The 14,906-nt window shown below is 60.2% G+C and carries 27 protein-coding genes; 25 read left to right on the top strand and 2 right to left on the bottom strand.

Going from position 1 to position 14,906, the window contains the following annotated elements; genetic code table 11:
• Positions 1 to 6: 6 nt before the first annotated feature.
• The 25 genes from HNP60_RS09685 (at position 7) to HNP60_RS09570 (ending at position 10,031) form a co-directional block, all read left to right on the top strand.
• On the top strand, positions 7 to 243 hold the full coding sequence (locus tag HNP60_RS09685; RefSeq protein ID WP_184153018.1) for a hypothetical protein: 237 nt from the start codon (positions 7 to 9) through the stop codon (positions 241 to 243).
• Positions 237 to 404, top strand: coding sequence for a hypothetical protein (locus HNP60_RS09680; RefSeq protein ID WP_184153014.1), 168 nt, complete (start codon positions 237 to 239; stop codon positions 402 to 404). Before HNP60_RS09685 ends, HNP60_RS09680 begins: the two co-directional genes overlap by 7 nt.
• Positions 405 to 1,188: 784 nt before the next feature.
• Positions 1,189 to 1,578 (top strand): hypothetical protein, encoded by a 390-nt coding sequence (locus tag HNP60_RS09675; RefSeq protein ID WP_184153011.1) that lies wholly within the window; start codon positions 1,189 to 1,191, stop codon positions 1,576 to 1,578.
• Positions 1,575 to 1,943, top strand: coding sequence for a DUF1523 family protein (locus HNP60_RS09670; protein WP_184153008.1), 369 nt, complete (start codon positions 1,575 to 1,577; stop codon positions 1,941 to 1,943). The genes HNP60_RS09675 and HNP60_RS09670 overlap by 4 nt, the downstream gene beginning before the upstream one ends.
• Positions 1,940 to 2,065: a hypothetical protein gene (locus HNP60_RS19945; RefSeq protein WP_260394813.1), complete on the top strand. Its 126-nt coding sequence runs from the start codon at positions 1,940 to 1,942 to the stop codon at positions 2,063 to 2,065. Before HNP60_RS09670 ends, HNP60_RS19945 begins: the two co-directional genes overlap by 4 nt.
• 20 nt (positions 2,066 to 2,085) lie before the next feature.
• The gene (locus HNP60_RS09665) at positions 2,086 to 2,448 is read left to right on the top strand and encodes a VHS/ENTH/ANTH domain-containing protein (protein ID WP_184153005.1); all 363 of its coding nucleotides are present in this window, start codon (positions 2,086 to 2,088) and stop codon (positions 2,446 to 2,448) included.
• Entirely contained in the window at positions 2,445 to 2,738 is a 294-nt protein-coding gene (locus HNP60_RS09660; RefSeq protein WP_184153002.1) for a Y16D family protein, read from the top strand. Before HNP60_RS09665 ends, HNP60_RS09660 begins: the two co-directional genes overlap by 4 nt.
• Positions 2,735 to 2,896, top strand: a complete 162-nt coding sequence (locus HNP60_RS09655) for a hypothetical protein (protein ID WP_184153000.1) — start codon at positions 2,735 to 2,737, stop codon at positions 2,894 to 2,896. Before HNP60_RS09660 ends, HNP60_RS09655 begins: the two co-directional genes overlap by 4 nt.
• Complete coding sequence (locus tag HNP60_RS09650; protein WP_184152997.1) at positions 2,893 to 3,531, top strand: hypothetical protein; 639 nt, start codon at positions 2,893 to 2,895, stop codon at positions 3,529 to 3,531. The genes HNP60_RS09655 and HNP60_RS09650 overlap by 4 nt, the downstream gene beginning before the upstream one ends.
• A 237-nt stretch (positions 3,532 to 3,768) precedes the next feature.
• Complete coding sequence (locus HNP60_RS09645) at positions 3,769 to 4,083, top strand: hypothetical protein (RefSeq protein ID WP_184152995.1); 315 nt, start codon at positions 3,769 to 3,771, stop codon at positions 4,081 to 4,083.
• Between the two features lie 75 nt (positions 4,084 to 4,158).
• Positions 4,159 to 4,446 (top strand): hypothetical protein, encoded by a 288-nt coding sequence (locus HNP60_RS09640; protein ID WP_184152993.1) that lies wholly within the window; start codon positions 4,159 to 4,161, stop codon positions 4,444 to 4,446.
• Positions 4,443 to 4,961, top strand: a complete 519-nt coding sequence (locus HNP60_RS09635) for a MazG-like family protein (protein ID WP_184152991.1) — start codon at positions 4,443 to 4,445, stop codon at positions 4,959 to 4,961. The genes HNP60_RS09640 and HNP60_RS09635 overlap by 4 nt, the downstream gene beginning before the upstream one ends.
• 3 nt (positions 4,962 to 4,964) lie before the next feature.
• Positions 4,965 to 5,324, top strand: coding sequence for a DUF3307 domain-containing protein (locus HNP60_RS09630; protein ID WP_184156990.1), 360 nt, complete (start codon positions 4,965 to 4,967; stop codon positions 5,322 to 5,324).
• Positions 5,321 to 6,004, top strand: a complete 684-nt coding sequence (locus HNP60_RS09625) for a MazG nucleotide pyrophosphohydrolase domain-containing protein (RefSeq protein ID WP_184152990.1) — start codon at positions 5,321 to 5,323, stop codon at positions 6,002 to 6,004. The genes HNP60_RS09630 and HNP60_RS09625 overlap by 4 nt, the downstream gene beginning before the upstream one ends.
• Before the next feature lie 30 nt (positions 6,005 to 6,034).
• Positions 6,035 to 6,337, top strand: coding sequence for a hypothetical protein (locus HNP60_RS09620; protein ID WP_184152988.1), 303 nt, complete (start codon positions 6,035 to 6,037; stop codon positions 6,335 to 6,337).
• Positions 6,334 to 6,624 carry a hypothetical protein gene (locus HNP60_RS09615; RefSeq protein ID WP_184152986.1) on the top strand — a complete coding sequence of 97 codons (291 nt, stop codon included), beginning with the start codon at positions 6,334 to 6,336 and terminating at the stop codon, positions 6,622 to 6,624. Before HNP60_RS09620 ends, HNP60_RS09615 begins: the two co-directional genes overlap by 4 nt.
• The gene (locus tag HNP60_RS09610) at positions 6,617 to 6,994 is read left to right on the top strand and encodes a hypothetical protein (RefSeq protein WP_184152984.1); all 378 of its coding nucleotides are present in this window, start codon (positions 6,617 to 6,619) and stop codon (positions 6,992 to 6,994) included. Before HNP60_RS09615 ends, HNP60_RS09610 begins: the two co-directional genes overlap by 8 nt.
• Positions 6,987 to 7,466, top strand: a complete 480-nt coding sequence (locus tag HNP60_RS09605; protein ID WP_184152981.1) for a hypothetical protein — start codon at positions 6,987 to 6,989, stop codon at positions 7,464 to 7,466. Before HNP60_RS09610 ends, HNP60_RS09605 begins: the two co-directional genes overlap by 8 nt.
• Positions 7,459 to 8,172, top strand: coding sequence for a hypothetical protein (locus HNP60_RS09600; protein ID WP_184152979.1), 714 nt, complete (start codon positions 7,459 to 7,461; stop codon positions 8,170 to 8,172). Before HNP60_RS09605 ends, HNP60_RS09600 begins: the two co-directional genes overlap by 8 nt.
• Positions 8,169 to 8,657 (top strand): Lar family restriction alleviation protein, encoded by a 489-nt coding sequence (locus HNP60_RS09595; protein WP_184152976.1) that lies wholly within the window; start codon positions 8,169 to 8,171, stop codon positions 8,655 to 8,657. The genes HNP60_RS09600 and HNP60_RS09595 overlap by 4 nt, the downstream gene beginning before the upstream one ends.
• 190 nt (positions 8,658 to 8,847) lie before the next feature.
• A complete protein-coding gene (locus HNP60_RS09590) occupies positions 8,848 to 9,195 on the top strand; it encodes a hypothetical protein (protein WP_184152975.1) in 348 nt (115 codons plus the stop codon).
• Positions 9,192 to 9,398: a hypothetical protein gene (locus HNP60_RS09585; RefSeq protein WP_184152973.1), complete on the top strand. Its 207-nt coding sequence runs from the start codon at positions 9,192 to 9,194 to the stop codon at positions 9,396 to 9,398. The genes HNP60_RS09590 and HNP60_RS09585 overlap by 4 nt, the downstream gene beginning before the upstream one ends.
• A complete protein-coding gene (locus tag HNP60_RS09580; RefSeq protein ID WP_184152971.1) occupies positions 9,395 to 9,586 on the top strand; it encodes a hypothetical protein in 192 nt (63 codons plus the stop codon). Before HNP60_RS09585 ends, HNP60_RS09580 begins: the two co-directional genes overlap by 4 nt.
• Positions 9,583 to 9,753 (top strand): hypothetical protein, encoded by a 171-nt coding sequence (locus HNP60_RS09575; RefSeq protein ID WP_184152969.1) that lies wholly within the window; start codon positions 9,583 to 9,585, stop codon positions 9,751 to 9,753. The genes HNP60_RS09580 and HNP60_RS09575 overlap by 4 nt, the downstream gene beginning before the upstream one ends.
• The gene (locus tag HNP60_RS09570) at positions 9,750 to 10,031 is read left to right on the top strand and encodes a hypothetical protein (protein ID WP_184152967.1); all 282 of its coding nucleotides are present in this window, start codon (positions 9,750 to 9,752) and stop codon (positions 10,029 to 10,031) included. Before HNP60_RS09575 ends, HNP60_RS09570 begins: the two co-directional genes overlap by 4 nt.
• Before the next feature lie 266 nt (positions 10,032 to 10,297).
• Here the strand turns inward: HNP60_RS09570 and HNP60_RS09565 are convergent, their stop codons facing one another.
• Positions 10,298 to 14,608, bottom strand: coding sequence for an Ig domain-containing protein (locus tag HNP60_RS09565; protein WP_184152959.1), 4,311 nt, complete (start codon positions 14,606 to 14,608; stop codon positions 10,298 to 10,300).
• The gene (locus HNP60_RS09560; protein WP_184152956.1) at positions 14,608 to 14,859 is read right to left on the bottom strand and encodes a hypothetical protein; all 252 of its coding nucleotides are present in this window, start codon (positions 14,857 to 14,859) and stop codon (positions 14,608 to 14,610) included. Before HNP60_RS09560 ends, HNP60_RS09565 begins: the two co-directional genes overlap by 1 nt.
• Positions 14,860 to 14,906: the final 47 nt, after the last annotated feature.

Genomic DNA, 14,906 nt, shown 5'->3' with positions numbered 1-14,906 from the left:
AAAGAAATGACACTGGAAGAGGCACAGAAGGCGGCTGATATAATCGGCACGGCGGATGGCGGTTGCACCACTTGCATAAATCGTCTGATCAAAAGATTCGAGGCGGCTTTTCCGGAATTCGAATTGGTACGCACATCGGAAGAAATCAACGAGCAACCGGAATGGTCGGACGATCCGGACGACGCGGACTTTATAGGATATCGCGTTATAGCGAGACTGCGCCAGGAGTCGCCGCCATGCTGAAAATCATAATCCTGGTAGCCGTGCTTGCGCTCATGGGCAACGCCATCGCAACGCCCGAGCAACGAAGCGAAGCGCGCGCAATGGTGAAGCGCCTCGAATGGATCCCGATCTCGATATTGAGCGTGATAGGGCTTTTCATCCTGGTCTCGCTCGTGCGTTGATCCTGCCAGCCCGATCGATCGACGGGGGCGCCTCACGGGGCGCCCTTTTCGATTCCAGCCCGCAAAGCTAAGAGGCGCAACCATGGGGCGCCTTCACGATCTCGAATGCGACATATGTGGCGCGCGCCGCGGCATCAGCACGTCAAGCCTTCGCGAACTGGAAGCCTCCGCCCGGGCAGACGGCTGGATCGTGCGCCCTGGTATCGTGCGCTGTCCAATCCATAGCGCCCCATGGAAGCCCCGCGACGCCACTGCCGGCGGCCGTCCCCGAGCAATCCACGGCGCAAAGACGCATGACAGAACGCATTGTCATATGGCCATCGGCTCGGCCTTCCCGCGTCCGATCGAAACGGCCGTGAGGCGTCACGCGTCGGGCGTAAGGGCCATCCTGGTTACCGCGGATCCGGCGAAGGTGACGTGTCGCCTGTGCTTGCTGCGCGCGACGTCTGACGAAGACTGAAAAGCGAAACCCCCAGACAGCCGTGCAAGGCCATCCGGGGGTTATTGCCCGCGGTTGCAACGCTGGCAGGTGAAACGCTATGACAAGCGACAATCCCTATAAACGTGACAGCGCACCGCGTCAACCCTCCCGGGGAAATCGGAGGTAGGCCGCACCGCGCCACCCCTCTCGGGGAAATCGGTAAACCTCAGAGAAATTGGAGACCGGCGGCGTCGCCAGGCCCACCGGAGAAATCGAAGGATGTCACTATTATGTTGACAGCCTCAGCGAGTCGGTGCCATATCACGATTATAGTGATTCCAAGCATAGCGGAAGGTTGAACCGATGGACGACATGAAGAACTCGGCGCTGATCGGCAAGAATGCAAAGGTCCAGATCGTACCGGACAGCCCCGGCAGCCACATGAGCCGCCTTGAGCGCAAGATGGCAGAGCGCGAAGACAAGCCTGTTCGTCCGCAGCCGACCCGCATCGGCGAAACGGGCTATCAGACACTGCATCCGACGCGCGGCTGGAAGAAGGTCAGCTACAAGCGCGCAAAGGCGCAGCAGCTCATGGGCATGATGCTCGACCGGGCGACGAAGGGCGTGCGCAAGACGCTCTCGCCGCGCTCCGACTCCGCCCACATCAACCGCCACACCGGAAAGCCGCACGAGGGTGCGCGCGAGAAGGCGAAGCGCCGCGGCCGGTTCTGCTCGCGGAGTGTTGAGGCATGAGGTCCGATGATCCCTTCGGCTGCACGGGGCTGCTGATCCTCTTCGCAGCCGTTGCGCTATGCGGCGTAGGTTTCGCTGTGGTGAAGAACAATCATCGCGAGACGCACGACTTCACGGTCAGCAGCAAAGAGCGTCAGTGCGACGCGAGCGGCGATGACATGGACTGCTACTATGTCGTCTTCGGCACGAACGGCGAAGTCTTCGAGAACCGTGACAGCGGCATTCTCAACGGCAAGTGGGACAGCGCCTCGATGCAGGCGCGCTTCCAGGTCGGAAAGCGCTACCGGGTCGAGACGATCGGCTGGCGTGTCCCATGGCTTTCCATGAAGCCGAACATCGTATCGATGCAGGAAATTCAGCCGTGACCCCGCGCGAATGCATCGCGGCGCTGATCGTCCTGGCGCTCTACGCGCTCGTGGCCGACGCGCTGATCACCAACGTCGTCCCGCCGCAAGGCGTTGTCATCGCTGGCGCGGTGCGGGGCTGAGGCAGGAAGGAGAAATGACCATGGAAGCGAAACTCCCAGCCGACTGGGCGATCGAGCGCGTGCTCAAGAGGATCGACTCCTCCGAGCTGTATCCCAGCATAGCGAGCATGCTCACAGCAGAGGACGTGAAGCGCGCCACCAGGTTGTCAAATCCAATGATCTCAGCCCAGACGATCCTCGTCTTCGCCGAATACATCGAAGAGCACGAAGCCGCACCGCCCGACGCCGATCTGTTGCTCGCCCGCGAAATCTGCGCGGCGCAGGTCGAGGGTATCGGGCGTCTTGAGCGCGCGATCGATTACCGCTCCGGTCGCTACGACAAAGCGCGCAGGCTCACCGCTGCACTCAAAGCCATCAAGACCTCACGGGAGCAGACGCTGTGAGCGCGCCGGTCGAACGCCTCATCGCCGTAGCGATCCAGCGCGGCCCCACTCTCACCAGCAGTGCCTTCAAGTCGCACGTCGACCTGCGCATGGCTCTGGGCGATCAAAACCCGTACCTCGGCCAGCCCGGCGACATCGACGGCTTCATGTCGTCCACGGGCCGGTTCCTGACGCGCAGAGACGCAGTGTCCGTCGCCATCAAGGCCGGCCAGCTCTCGCCGCGATGGCTCAACGCGACACGCGAGCTGCTCAGCAGCGACATCAACTGGAAAGGAGTTCCGGTATCATGAACTGGCCGCAGATTACCGCCATCGTGCTCATCGCGCTGAGCCTTGGTATCCAGTTGGCCAAGCACGGCCAGCCGCGCGAACCGTATAGCTTTCCCGCGGCGACGGGCGCTGCCGTCATCTGGATCGTTCTGCTCGGCGCCGGAGGGTTCTGGGGATGAACGACATCGAGACGATCTGTGCGAACTCGTACCGTAACTTCCACGTTCGCGGGTTCGACTATCTGTGCCTCAGCCGCACGCTGGAGTTGACCCGCAAGGTCTATTTCTTCGACGGCGATCTGGCGCACCTGCCGGAACTGGTGATCCCGCACAACCACCGCTACGCCTTCGTGACGACGGTGATGGCCGGCGCAGTGCGGAACCGTACATATTTCTCGATCGGGGACGGGGACGGAGCCAGACTCAGCAAATACATGTTCCATAGCTCGCGCTACGACCGTTTCTCGTATCGCACGCCTCTGAACGGTGGTGACGGCTTTACGTGGGAGCGCGAAGAGTTCCTTGTCGAAGAGGGGCGCAGCCGGGTCTTCACGCGTGGCGACTATTACCGATCGCGCGCCGATCAGATACACACGCTCAACATCCGCTGCGAGGGAACGGTGCTGCTTCTCGAGCAGTTCGCCGACGAGCTCCCGATCGATGTGCCCACGCAGGCTTGGCGCCGCGTCGGGTCGCGCGTTCCGCCTTCGCTCGACGGGCTCTACGACCGGATGACACCTGATCACGCGCGGCATCGGATCGAGCAGTTTCTGAACCTCGTCGGCAACGCCTATGGAGTGCCGACGTCATGGTGACGATCGAACGGCTCATGCCAGGCGAGCGCATCGCGCTGACGCCCGAAACCCTATCCAGCCGCTGCACGGAAATCGCCGACCAGGTGGTGCCGCGCTACCGCGACGAGACCAAGCCTGCCCTGTCATGCTCCGGACGCGTCGCCAAGGAATGGGAGGCCGCATGGAACGGCGCGTGCATCGCGCTCGGCGGCGATCCGGCGAAATATCTATCCGAACTGTTTTTGAAGGAGTTGAGCTGTGACCCTGATCGAACGTATCGCCGCGCGCTTCGGCTTCGAACGTCCGCGGCCGCTGCCCTTGGAGATGATCGTCTTCCACAACCAATACAGGGCCAGGGACGCTGGCTTCGAGGGGCAGCGCCATCCGGTGCACAAGCATCTGATCGCATACTGGCCGAGTCTCGGCGTGCGCGCCTTGGCAGGTCGGTCGCCGCTTCGCGTCACCATCCCGGGAGAGCTCGTCGGCCTGAAAACGGAAGAGGGGCTGCTCGGTAACATTTTGCGTCGCCGCCAGAGGGTCTGGGGCGACCAGGCGGTGTGGATCGAGCTATGACAGACCTGCTGCGCATCGACATCGACGACGGCAAGTACACGCTGATTCAGGGGGAGGGAGGGAGGCGACGCCTATGTGCTCCGCTACGGCGAAGCATGGCTCGGCCAACTGCCTGCCGGCGCCAAATGCTGGCTCGCCATGGCCTATGAGCTCGACGAGCTGCGCGGCAAGCTGGCGAAGGCTGAACAGAAGATCCAGCGCCTCGAAGCGCTGCGGCCCCACTGGGCGAAGGGATACTCGAGCGACAGCGTCGCGGCGCTGGTGAAAACCACCGCCTTGTCAGAGATATGGGCGCTCCTCGGCGTCCGAGATCAAACGTCAGCGATGCTGAGGCTTCGCGAACTCACGGAGAAATCGGCATGACCACCACCAGCGAACCCATCACCGACGAGTTCCTCGGCGATACAGAGCGTCTTCGTTCGGCACTTGCGCATATGATCCGACGCATTGACGACAGGGAGTTTCAGGAGCACGAGATCGCTTTGGGCGGTCGTGTTCTGATTGCCTCGGCATATTGCCGCTTGTCGATGGCGCGCAATACCACCGGTGAAGACTTCCTCGACCAACTCCGCCGCATCAACGGCGAGCGCTACGCGGCATGGTCGAACGGCTCCCCGGAAGACCCCCTCTACATGGCGAACGAGTTCGGCGGCGAGGCGGGCGAAGTCCTCAACGAGGTGAAGAAGCTGGTCCGCGAGGCGCGTGGCTGGCGCGGCAGCCGGACCACCATCGAGAAGCTGGGCGACGAGATCGGCGACGCCATCATCTGCCTGGACAGCATCGCGCGCAGCTACGGGCTGAGCCTCGCCGAGGTGACGGCGCGCAAGTTCAACAAGACGAGTGACGCTGTCGGCCTGCCGCAGCGCTTGGAGGTTTGAGTGATGGACCCACACCTCATCCTCATTGCCCTGATCGGTGCCCACTTCGTGGCGGACTATCCGCTGCAGGGGGACTTCATCTCCAAGGCGAAGAACCGGACGGCGCCAATCACAGGCTTCCCATGGTGGCAGGCGCTTGGCGCCCATGCTGCCATCCACGGCGCGGCCGTCGCTCTCATCACCGGAGTTTGGTGGCTCTTCTTCGCCGAAGCGCTGATCCACTTCTGGACCGACGATGCCAAATGTCGGGGCCGCATCGACATCAACCAGGACCAAGCGATCCACCTCGCGTGCAAGGCGCTCTGGTTCTTCGTGCCCGTATCCTGGGCAGCCTTCTCGCCAGCAAGGATTCTGTTCTCATGACCACCCCCACCTATTCCGAATTCGTCGCATCGCTCGCCAAGCCCGGCGCTGACATCCTCGCCAGCCTCACCCCCGAGAAGGCGCATGCCTGGCACATGGCTTCGTGCATCCCGGGCGAAGCGGGAGAGCTCTACGACGCGATCATGACGGCCGATTTCGAGAATTTGATCGAAGAGCTCGGCGATCTGGAGTTCTATATCGAGGGGCTCGCGCGTCCGATCATCGGCTACAATCGCTACGAGATACCGAACAAGGTGCGCTTCGGCCCACCTGAGCACAGACTCCCAGGTGTGGCGGCCGACGTGTTCGACGCCGTGAAGAAGTGGGTGCTCTATAACGAGGAACTCGACGTCGAAGCGCTCGGTCGCGCCATTGCCGGCCTCGACTGGGTCATGGACAGAATCCGCAGAGACTACGGCCTCACCCGCGAGCAGACGATCGAGCACAACATCGCCAAGCTGTCGAAGCGCTACGCCGATGGGTACAGCGACCAGGCGGCGCAGGCGCGGGCGGATAAGATAGTGCCGGAGGCGCTGTCCGGCGAATATAAGGGTTGGCATTGGAACGCCGTGTCGGGCGGCGGCTATACGGCCCGCAGGCTCTATACGACTTCGATGATCGACGTTTGTCCGACGCGCGAGGAACTCTTCGCTCACATCGACGGCATGGATGCAGCATGACCTGGTACGGCGAAAACCGCAGCGGGCCGCATGGAGCCGTGGAAAGTCGGCGATCTGGTTCGCTACGACTATGGCCCGAGCGCCGTCATGCGGATCAACTATGTGCACGACATGGGGCCTGATCAACCCGGCTGCGCGCCGTATGGAATGAATCGCTGGCGCTACTATGGTCGCGCCTTTCACGACACGATCAGCCACTACGACAATGGCGAGGAGCGCGCATCGACCGGGCGCTACCATGGTCAGTGCATGCCGGTCAGCGAGGAAGACGTGGCGAAGTGGCAGCGCTGCCACGACGAAAATGACGACTGGATCAGAGGGGCGTGGTCATGACCCCCACCCCGGATCCAGCAGCGGTGGCGGCCTCCCTTACCCCGGTGCAGCGCAACGTCCTTCTGGCTCTCGACTGCCACTATGGCAAAGGGCCGAGCCACATGGTTGTCGATCTCGATATATCCATGGGCGAAGCGCGCGCCACATTGCAGTGGCTGAATCGGGAGGGACTCTGTGACTATGGCCCGCTTCACGACGAAGACAGCGGCGCGCTGATGGGCAGAGGCTACTGGATTGAAGCCTGGGGACGGCGCGTGCGCGACGAACTGGAGGCTGTCAATGACTGACCACACCGAGGCCATGAAGCGCCTGAAGAGCGAGATCGCAAAGCCGCAACTGACTGAAAGATGGCAGCGCGGGACAGATGATGTTTTCGATCCGTGGAATATATTCCCGTGCTTCTACGGAAGCTATTCGTCCGCTTTCGACGATATGGCCATTCTCGTTCTCAGTAATATGCAGGAACGTAAATGGGGATCACTCGAAGGCGAAAATCTGGCTCACGAGATGTTCCGTGAGGTGCTCTGCACGTTCGGCTTCGCAGATTATGGTATAAGCCCGAGATGCTGTTTCCCAGTGGGCGAATTCGAAGAACTGCTACCAGTTTTGCTCACGAAATGGCGCGAGTACGCCGAGGCGGAGTGGAAAAATGACTGATACCGAACGCGCCTTCGACGATCTCAAAGCGAAGATTGACGCCGCAGAGGCTCGGATCAAGGACGACCGGACGGCAACCAGGCACTCTTGCCGGGCCTGCCGCTACTACCTGAACGACTTCAGGGGCTATGAGCGGCATCGTTGCACAAACCCTGCGTTCCGGGTGCTCAACTACGTCAAGAGCGACGGCATCAGTGAAGGGGGCATTCCGCCACATGTGCCGCTCCAGCGCACCAGGCGATGGGGCCACCCCGACGATACCCTGTGCGGCGAAGAGGGACTGATGTGGGAGCCGAGACGCCTCTGGGACGGGCTGCGCTGGTTCGATGTGTTCTATCTGGCGCCGCTCGTCATGGCTGCGAGCTTTGCGTTCGACTCTCTGGTGCTGGGGATTCTCGGGATCCTCGGGTTAGCGGGGATGATGATCACAACGATTTGTTGTCTGAGTGATGGGAGGTGGAAAAATGACTGACCACACCGAGGCCATGAAGCGCCTCAAGAGCGAGATTGCAAAGCAGGCTGCCGATCTGACCATCACGGAGGATGCCGACGGCTACGCGAATGAGGCTGACAGGATGCATGACTGGTATATCGCGCGCGACGCCGCGATTGCCGCGCTCGATACCGCCTCCGAACCGGTCCCTGCAGAGCGGCCAAAGCCTGCGCAAGTGGAGCTTGGAACAAAATGCCAAGCTTGCGGAATGCTCGCGCCAGATAAACTTTCGGGCGATTGCAACAGGCCGGAATGCATTCATCGCCTCCGCGTCGCCACGCCCGCAAAGCCTGCGCAGGAGGTGGAGCTATATCGCGAAATCTTCATAACTGCCCATGGGGATGGCTGGCGAGGCAACCAGCTTCGCCGCGATGTGCAGCATGTCGACGCGGAAAAATCATGGCGGCTTTATGTTGAAAACGGCGCCCTACAAAAGGCCATCGAACGCCTCGCATCCTCCCGAGAAGCCGAGCTTGAGCAAGCACTGATCGAAGCCGATCGCAAGAACGACGTGCTCGCTGACGAATGGAACGACGCTCTGCGCAAGCTGGCTATAGCGGAGGAGACGCTGGAGCGGATCAAATTTGCGCCATCCGCAATGGATGGCGGAAGCATTGTCCATTGCCGCAATGTCGCCACCAAAGCCCTCGCCCAAATCCGCCAGCCCAAGGGAGATCAGTCATGAGCGAGAATGAATTGGTGCCTGTAGAGCAGCTATCTCCGTGCCCGTTCTGTGGTGGTGAGAACGTAAAGGTGTTTGGCCCTTATGGATGGTATCGCCAATTCGGGATCAGCCACAGCTGTCACTCGTTTTACAGTGGCGCGCAGGAGCTTGCCCAAGGCTTTCATAGCAAAGCTGATGCAGTCCGCGCATGGAACACCCGCACATCCTCCACCCCTACCGCAGAACCGGATGAGGGGCTGGTGGAGAAGGTAGCGAAGGCGATCAATGATGTGCAGGGCGGTTTGAATTACGACTACGCAGACTTCTGCCGCGATGCTGCTCGCGCCGCCCTTTCTGCCGCCACCTCATCAATCAGGGCAAAGGCTCTGGAGGATGCATACGAGAAGCTGCGCGGCACCAACGCCGATCTATACCGCACTGGTGGCGAGGCGTACAGGGCAATGCTTGCTGCCATCCGCTCTCTCGCAGGAGAACAGTCGTCATGAGCGATCGTAGTGGCAATGAAGTCGTCATCCCATATGGGAACCCGAATGCGGCGCTGCACATAAGGTTGGCCGGAGATTATCGGACATTTTGCGGACGCGAGTGCGAGGACTGGACGGTCGCCGATACAAAATTCGTTCAGGCAATTGATAGCGCACACACCTGCAAACGCTGCATAAAGGGGTGCTTCAAATGACCGACCAGACCACAGATGCTGCGGTGGAGCCGAGCGACGAAGACTACGCGCTTGCTATCGAGATCGTAAAGTTACACTTTCGTGGGGCGCAGATCGGCAGCGTCGTAGCGGTGCGGGACGCTGCCATGTTGGCGGCGCGCCATCGCCAAGCCGAACGCCAACGCGCAGAGCGTGCCGAGAAGCAGCTAGCTGAGGCGTGCAACCCCGCTGTTTTGGTAGAAATAGGAAAGGCGATGAACGTCGATATCATCGAACTTTACCAACGAGCTTTCGAACGAGGGAAGCTGGCGCTCGACGCTGCCGGTTATGTTCGCACAGCGCAGACCGAGGGAGGGGAAGGGTGAGCGGGGAAACGCACCTCGATCGCGTTCAACAGGTGGCCACGGAAACGCGGCATTTCTTTGAAAAGGCGTACCCGCATATTACGCCCGCCGATCTGGAGCGGATTGGGGCCTTTGCCGCTGATCTCATGGCGCTACGCCTAACTGGTGAAACACTCGCAGCATCGACGCCACAACCTGCTGTGCGCCGGGAGACATTCGGATGACAACCCCATCCCCTGCCGAGATAGCTGCGCGGCTGAGCGAGGCGCAGAAAAACGCGATATTCTACCTAGGTGGCCATCACCATAAAAGCACAATACGCTCCCTTCGTGAGAAGGGCTTGTATGAGCGCGGACTACTCACCGAGCTAGGCAAAGCCGTCCGCGCCATCATCGAAAAGGAAGGGAAATGATCCTACCGCTCAGCAATGCAGACGTGCTCAGCCGCTTCAAGCCGACCGGCTATATCCGGTCAATGATCGTGACCTATGACGATCGGAAGGCTGATGATCGGATGCCGATGGCCGACGAGATCGAGCGTGCTCTTGCTTCTAATCTCAGAGTTATGGAGTGGAAATGAGCAATTTCATCGACAACGAAGATGGTCAGCCAAACCCCGTGATCGCCAGCACGCACGCGTTTATCCAGTATAAGAATACCAATATCTGCATGGACTTCCGCTGCGATTGCGGCGAACAATCACACTATGACGGTGACTTCGCCGACGCTGTAGAGTGCCCCAACTGCCACCAGCAATGGGAAATGCCGCAATTCATCGTTCCTCGCAAGGTGTGCGCTGGCACTTATCCTGGGCACGTCGAAACGATTAAGGTTCTTGTGTCAGAAGATGACGGATAGCGGAAATTACCGCTTTCCTAACGCGAAGGCGTAATGTTATGCTTCAAACCACGGAGGAAGTTATGATTCGTCGTATTTTTATCATGCTGCGAACCATCGCGGCCGATCTGACCTATTGCGGCCAATGCGGACAGAAGCGCGGCACCAATGAACATTGCGGCCCGTGTAACGGGGCAATGTTTTGATGAAAACTGACGGTTGCTTCCTGTGGTTCACGCTGTTCTTTTTCGCTGTGAGTTGGATAACTTACCTTTTGAAGGATGACCCTAAGCCAGTTCCTTTGCCTCCAGGGTGGCGACATGGAGTAGAACAGAAGTAAGATCGAGATCAGCCTGAGAGACGATGACAATAGAACCGTGCTTCATCCGGCTTTCCGTCGAACTGGACGTGCCTCCGATGGAGACTTCTCTGGGGAACGCTGTCGAACTGCCGAGATAGAGGCTGCTTGACGTGTGATTCGCACCACTGGAATTATAGCCAGCGTAGATTCTTCCATCGGCCGCCCTGAACGTCCAGGCGACCAGCTTTCCGCTCGGCATGGCACTGTGGCAGTTCATTGCCACGTTAAATCCTGCGTCGTTGTCGACCCAGCGTGCACGTAGGAGATTCGCGCCCGTGCGTTCGAATACGACGCTGTTTGTGACGTTGCCGAACCGCGCCACGGTGCGGGTGAAGCCTTCGTTCTGGTCGTCCTTGTCGAGAACCATCGCGATGAACAACGGCAGGCTCTTGGATACCGTAGCGCTCGTCGCCGTGGACGTGTTCGAATAGCGCCCGGCAGCGTTGAAATTCCACATCTTGTTGGTGGAATCGTAAGTTGCCGCCGTCCCAGTAAGTGCCAGCGTTCCGCCTACAATCGGATTGAGCGCAGCCGTGTCGGCATCCTCTTCAGCGTCGAAGACGAAGACGGAATACGGGCTGGCCCAGCTTCCACCAAGCAGGCATCTCACCGAGAAATTGGCGCCAGAATTGTCGCTATAGGCATCGCATGAAAGCGCAATATCGTTCACGATCGACCAGTTCAGTCCGACGTCGCCTGTCAGGTAGAGTTGGTTTCCGAGCCAGGCGAAATAGCCGTCCACGTTGGATCCGGCGAACCGATAGGTCAGGCTATCATCAGGCATCGTCAGCAGAAGATGGGGGTATGAACCGGGCGCCGAGTTGAGCGTAATATCGGACGGATTCGCCACAATGAGCGCCTGATCGCGCGGCACGACACCATTGAATGCCGCGAGCTTCTGCTGACGCGGGCTATCATAGTCCAGATAGCTGGAGAACAGGTCGAACACGCCGTACCAGTTGGCCGTGAGGTCGGTAAACCAGCACGCGACATCCACGTTGCGTGTTGCACAGGCCTTCAGAATTTCCATGAAATAATCGGAGCCGACATCGCTATCGACCATTTCTGCGATGTACTGTTCCATGAGCGGCGGCATCTCGGCCGACGTCTGGTCATCCTTGTTGCCCTCATAGAGCGATAGGGGCTTGTCGCCGATCAGGGCGATATTGTCATCCAGTGCCTTGACAATGGTGCCCCACAGGTGACTGCGGCTGCGGTATAGATGGTCCTTGAAGTCCTCCATGACGCCTTCCGTCCGCGTGGAGTTCGGCGTTATGGACTTGTGGGCTACCCAGCGGCTCTCGTAGACGAAGAACACCTCATAGGCCTTCGTATTGTCGAGGCCAGTGATTGCTGTTCCGGCAACGAAGTCCGCAGGCGAGGCAGGGACTGCGATATCGCGAGTGGCAACAAAGCCGGCACCCGTTCCATTGATGAGCTGGCGCGTCGTCGGTACGCTGCCGGGCTCATAGACAAGTGCTTTGATTGTGCGCGCTGCCGACCCGCTGCCCGGGAAACCGAGCCAGGATTTCAGCGTCATTGCACCGTCGGACACGTCGACGCAGTTGCCCCAGACATAGTATGTCCGGTTGTAAGGCGCGACCGAAAGGTGATCGAGCGCCGCAAGTGCGCCGGGTTGCTGAACGCGCTGCTTGGCGACACCCGATGAATTTGTGAGCATGCTGCCCATCTCGTGGATGACGCGAGCACGACCGAGGCCATCAACCTCATCGTCGAAGAGCGCCCAGATTTCCATGGACCGGACAGCATAGCCGATGTTGCCGTTGTGGTTCGGTGACTTGCCGGCTTCGTTGGTGCGCACAAAAACGGCATTCCCCGTGCCGCTTGCAGGGTTCGGAGAGCCGCTGCGCTGGAAGCGGAACTTGTTCTCGTCGATGACCCGCAGCACCATGTTATAGGTGCCGTTCTGCGCCGGGCCATACCACACCGCGACCGGATCGAGATCGGCGAAGCCATGGCCTTCGAGATAATAGGCGTCCTCGCCTTCGACCCGTGGAGTGTTATAGCGCGTGTAGTCCGCATAGGTGAACCACAGCGTATTCATCAGGAACGCGTCGCCGTTGTTCCAGATTTCATTGTGCAGTTCGACGTGCACCTTAAGCGCCGGATCGAGGCGTGTTTTGATCAAGGCAATGAGGTTCGCGACATAGTCGTTTGACGCCATGCCGGGAATGTTGAGCCACAGATCGAGTCCGAGCAGATTGCAGGCGTCGATCACGATCTCGTAGGGCATCATGCCGAACGAGCGGGCGTTGTCGGTGAGAGCCGTGCGCTGCGACCACTCGCGGATGAAGTTTCCGTTGGTTCCCAGCCAGTCCATCATGCGCAACGGGCCGGTCAGGTTGCACGCCTGGATCGCCTCGATAAACTCGGGCGTGAACTCCTTGTCTGCGCCGCCCGCAAGATAGGCCGCCAGGTCGTCGGCGTGAACAATAGCGATCTGGTGCGTCAGATCGCCGCGCAGGTTGAGCATTACCTGATTTTGCCCGCCGACTACCTCGAAGGTGAAGTCCGACGTGTACCACGCGCCGTTGGGCTGGCCAGAGACGTTTACCCGAAGCGACGCTTTCGGCCCTTCCGTCAACTGGAGGACGTGATAGGTGCCCGTCTTGAGAGCTGTTGCGACGGTGTCCTTCTTGATGAGGCGATAGAATGTGTCGCTATAGCCCGTCGTGCCAGTGACGAACCCGCGCGAGATCGTGCCGGACATCGAAGGTTCGTCCTTCGACCAGTTGGCAGCAGTCCACAGGATATTGCGGAACGGAATGGCGCGGCTGAAGCTCGAAACGCCAGCAAGCCCCATGCCGAGACGCATACCATCCACTGCGACTTCTGGTGCGCGCGTCTTCACGTCGCTCCATGGGCCGGGGCCGACACCATTGACTGCGCGAATGACCGTATTTTGAGGAACACTGGTTGCCAGCGAGCCGATATCGAAATCAACGATTCCGCCACTGCTGATTTCAGTCACGCCGCCGTCGAGCGAGTATTCGATATCGTTGATTTCGCTGCCGTTTGCAGAAGGATAGCCGTTGATGACGGCGCGCAGGCTCGTCCCGTCTCCGACATTGTCCAGATCCCACATCGGTCCGGTGAATGCGCCCGGTATCGTCGCCGAGGACAGAGATGTCTCGCTGACGATATTGGAAAGCGCACCCTCTCCGACTATGTTGATATCGGCGAACGCGAAATATTTGGTCGTGCCACCAGCGTAGAGGAACGGGTATTCGGCGCCGACAGTCGTCGGAGTCTGGCGAACAAGAGTGCCGGCCGTATCGCCGATGTAGAAAACGCGCTGCGTCACAGGGGAACCGCCGTCATCGCCACTGGTCGGACGCGCGATGATCTCACCCACCCCCGGTTCGAGGGACAGCGTGCCTGCGAGAGGCGCCGTAGCGCCTGGCGTCCCGCTGACGACATTGGAGTGTGGACCTTCGCCGCCGATATTCAGCGCGGTGACGTAGATATGGACTTCGCCATATCCAGCAAGGCCTGTCAGTTCGTGTTCGGTGGCAGGGGCGCGCGTGTCGAACAGGAAGAAATCAATGCCGTCGAAGGACAGGTAAATTCGGTGATCGGTGATCGGAGCGTCGCCCGCAGCACCCTCCGTGACGCCGAGCGTCAGCGAACCGGGACCGGGCGTGATCGTATCGATTGTCATCGCGGCCGGGGGTTCGACCGTCTCGACGGTGAGCGTGATCGTCGAGACGCGCGGAGATCCGATGGCTCCGGCGAGCGTTTCGACCAGTGTGATTTCGTATGTTCCGCTGGCGCTCGGCGTTCCGGTGATCGTGCGCGATCCCGAGTTCAGCGTGAGACCTGCGGGCACGGCTCCGGTGATCGTCGAGCCTGCGGCCGCACCAACGATATCGATTTCGGTCTCAACGCCGTTCACGACAGTATCCGGAGAAATGGTCAGATCGACCAGTGCCGGGATACCGGTGACGTTGACCGCATATTCGACGGCCTGATCGCCGAGCTCTTCGCGGACGACAGCCTTCTGCGTCTCGTTCAGCGCGATGCCGCTCTCAGCCTCGATATTGTCCCCGTCGAGGCTGAGGTTCGCATTGGTCGCTGCGGTCAGAGAAATCGTCGAGGTGCTGCCGAGCAGGCGGCGCACGGTGTAGACGATGCCCGTCGAGTTCGCAGCGACGCGAACGTTGCGCGCACGCGTCGAGACGCCGCTGGCGCCACCGGTTCCGAGCGTTCCGAACATCAGGCGACCGTGAACTGGATGCCGGGCGTAACGCCGCGGAACTCGACGCCGCGGAACGGCTCCGGATGGGTGTCGTTGCCCCAGTCGATCGTTCCGTCGCCCACGATCTTGATGAGCCGGGTCTTCGCGCTCAGCGTCACTTCGCCGGTGATTTCGCCATCGGTGTTGGCGATGGGGGCGCCCAGCGTGACCTGGGCGACGCCATTGTGCAGCGGCGTGAGATCGTTGAACTCTACGATTTGAAGGGGCACAGGCCACTCCCGAAGCCATGGAAGGATGGCCAGAATTATCACTATCA

It is taken from the genome of Sphingobium lignivorans (genome assembly GCF_014203955.1).
GTDB lineage: Bacteria > Pseudomonadota > Alphaproteobacteria > Sphingomonadales > Sphingomonadaceae > Sphingobium > Sphingobium lignivorans.
The sequence above is the reverse complement of the archived record's forward strand: the minus strand, read 5'-3'. Positions and strand labels throughout refer to the sequence as shown.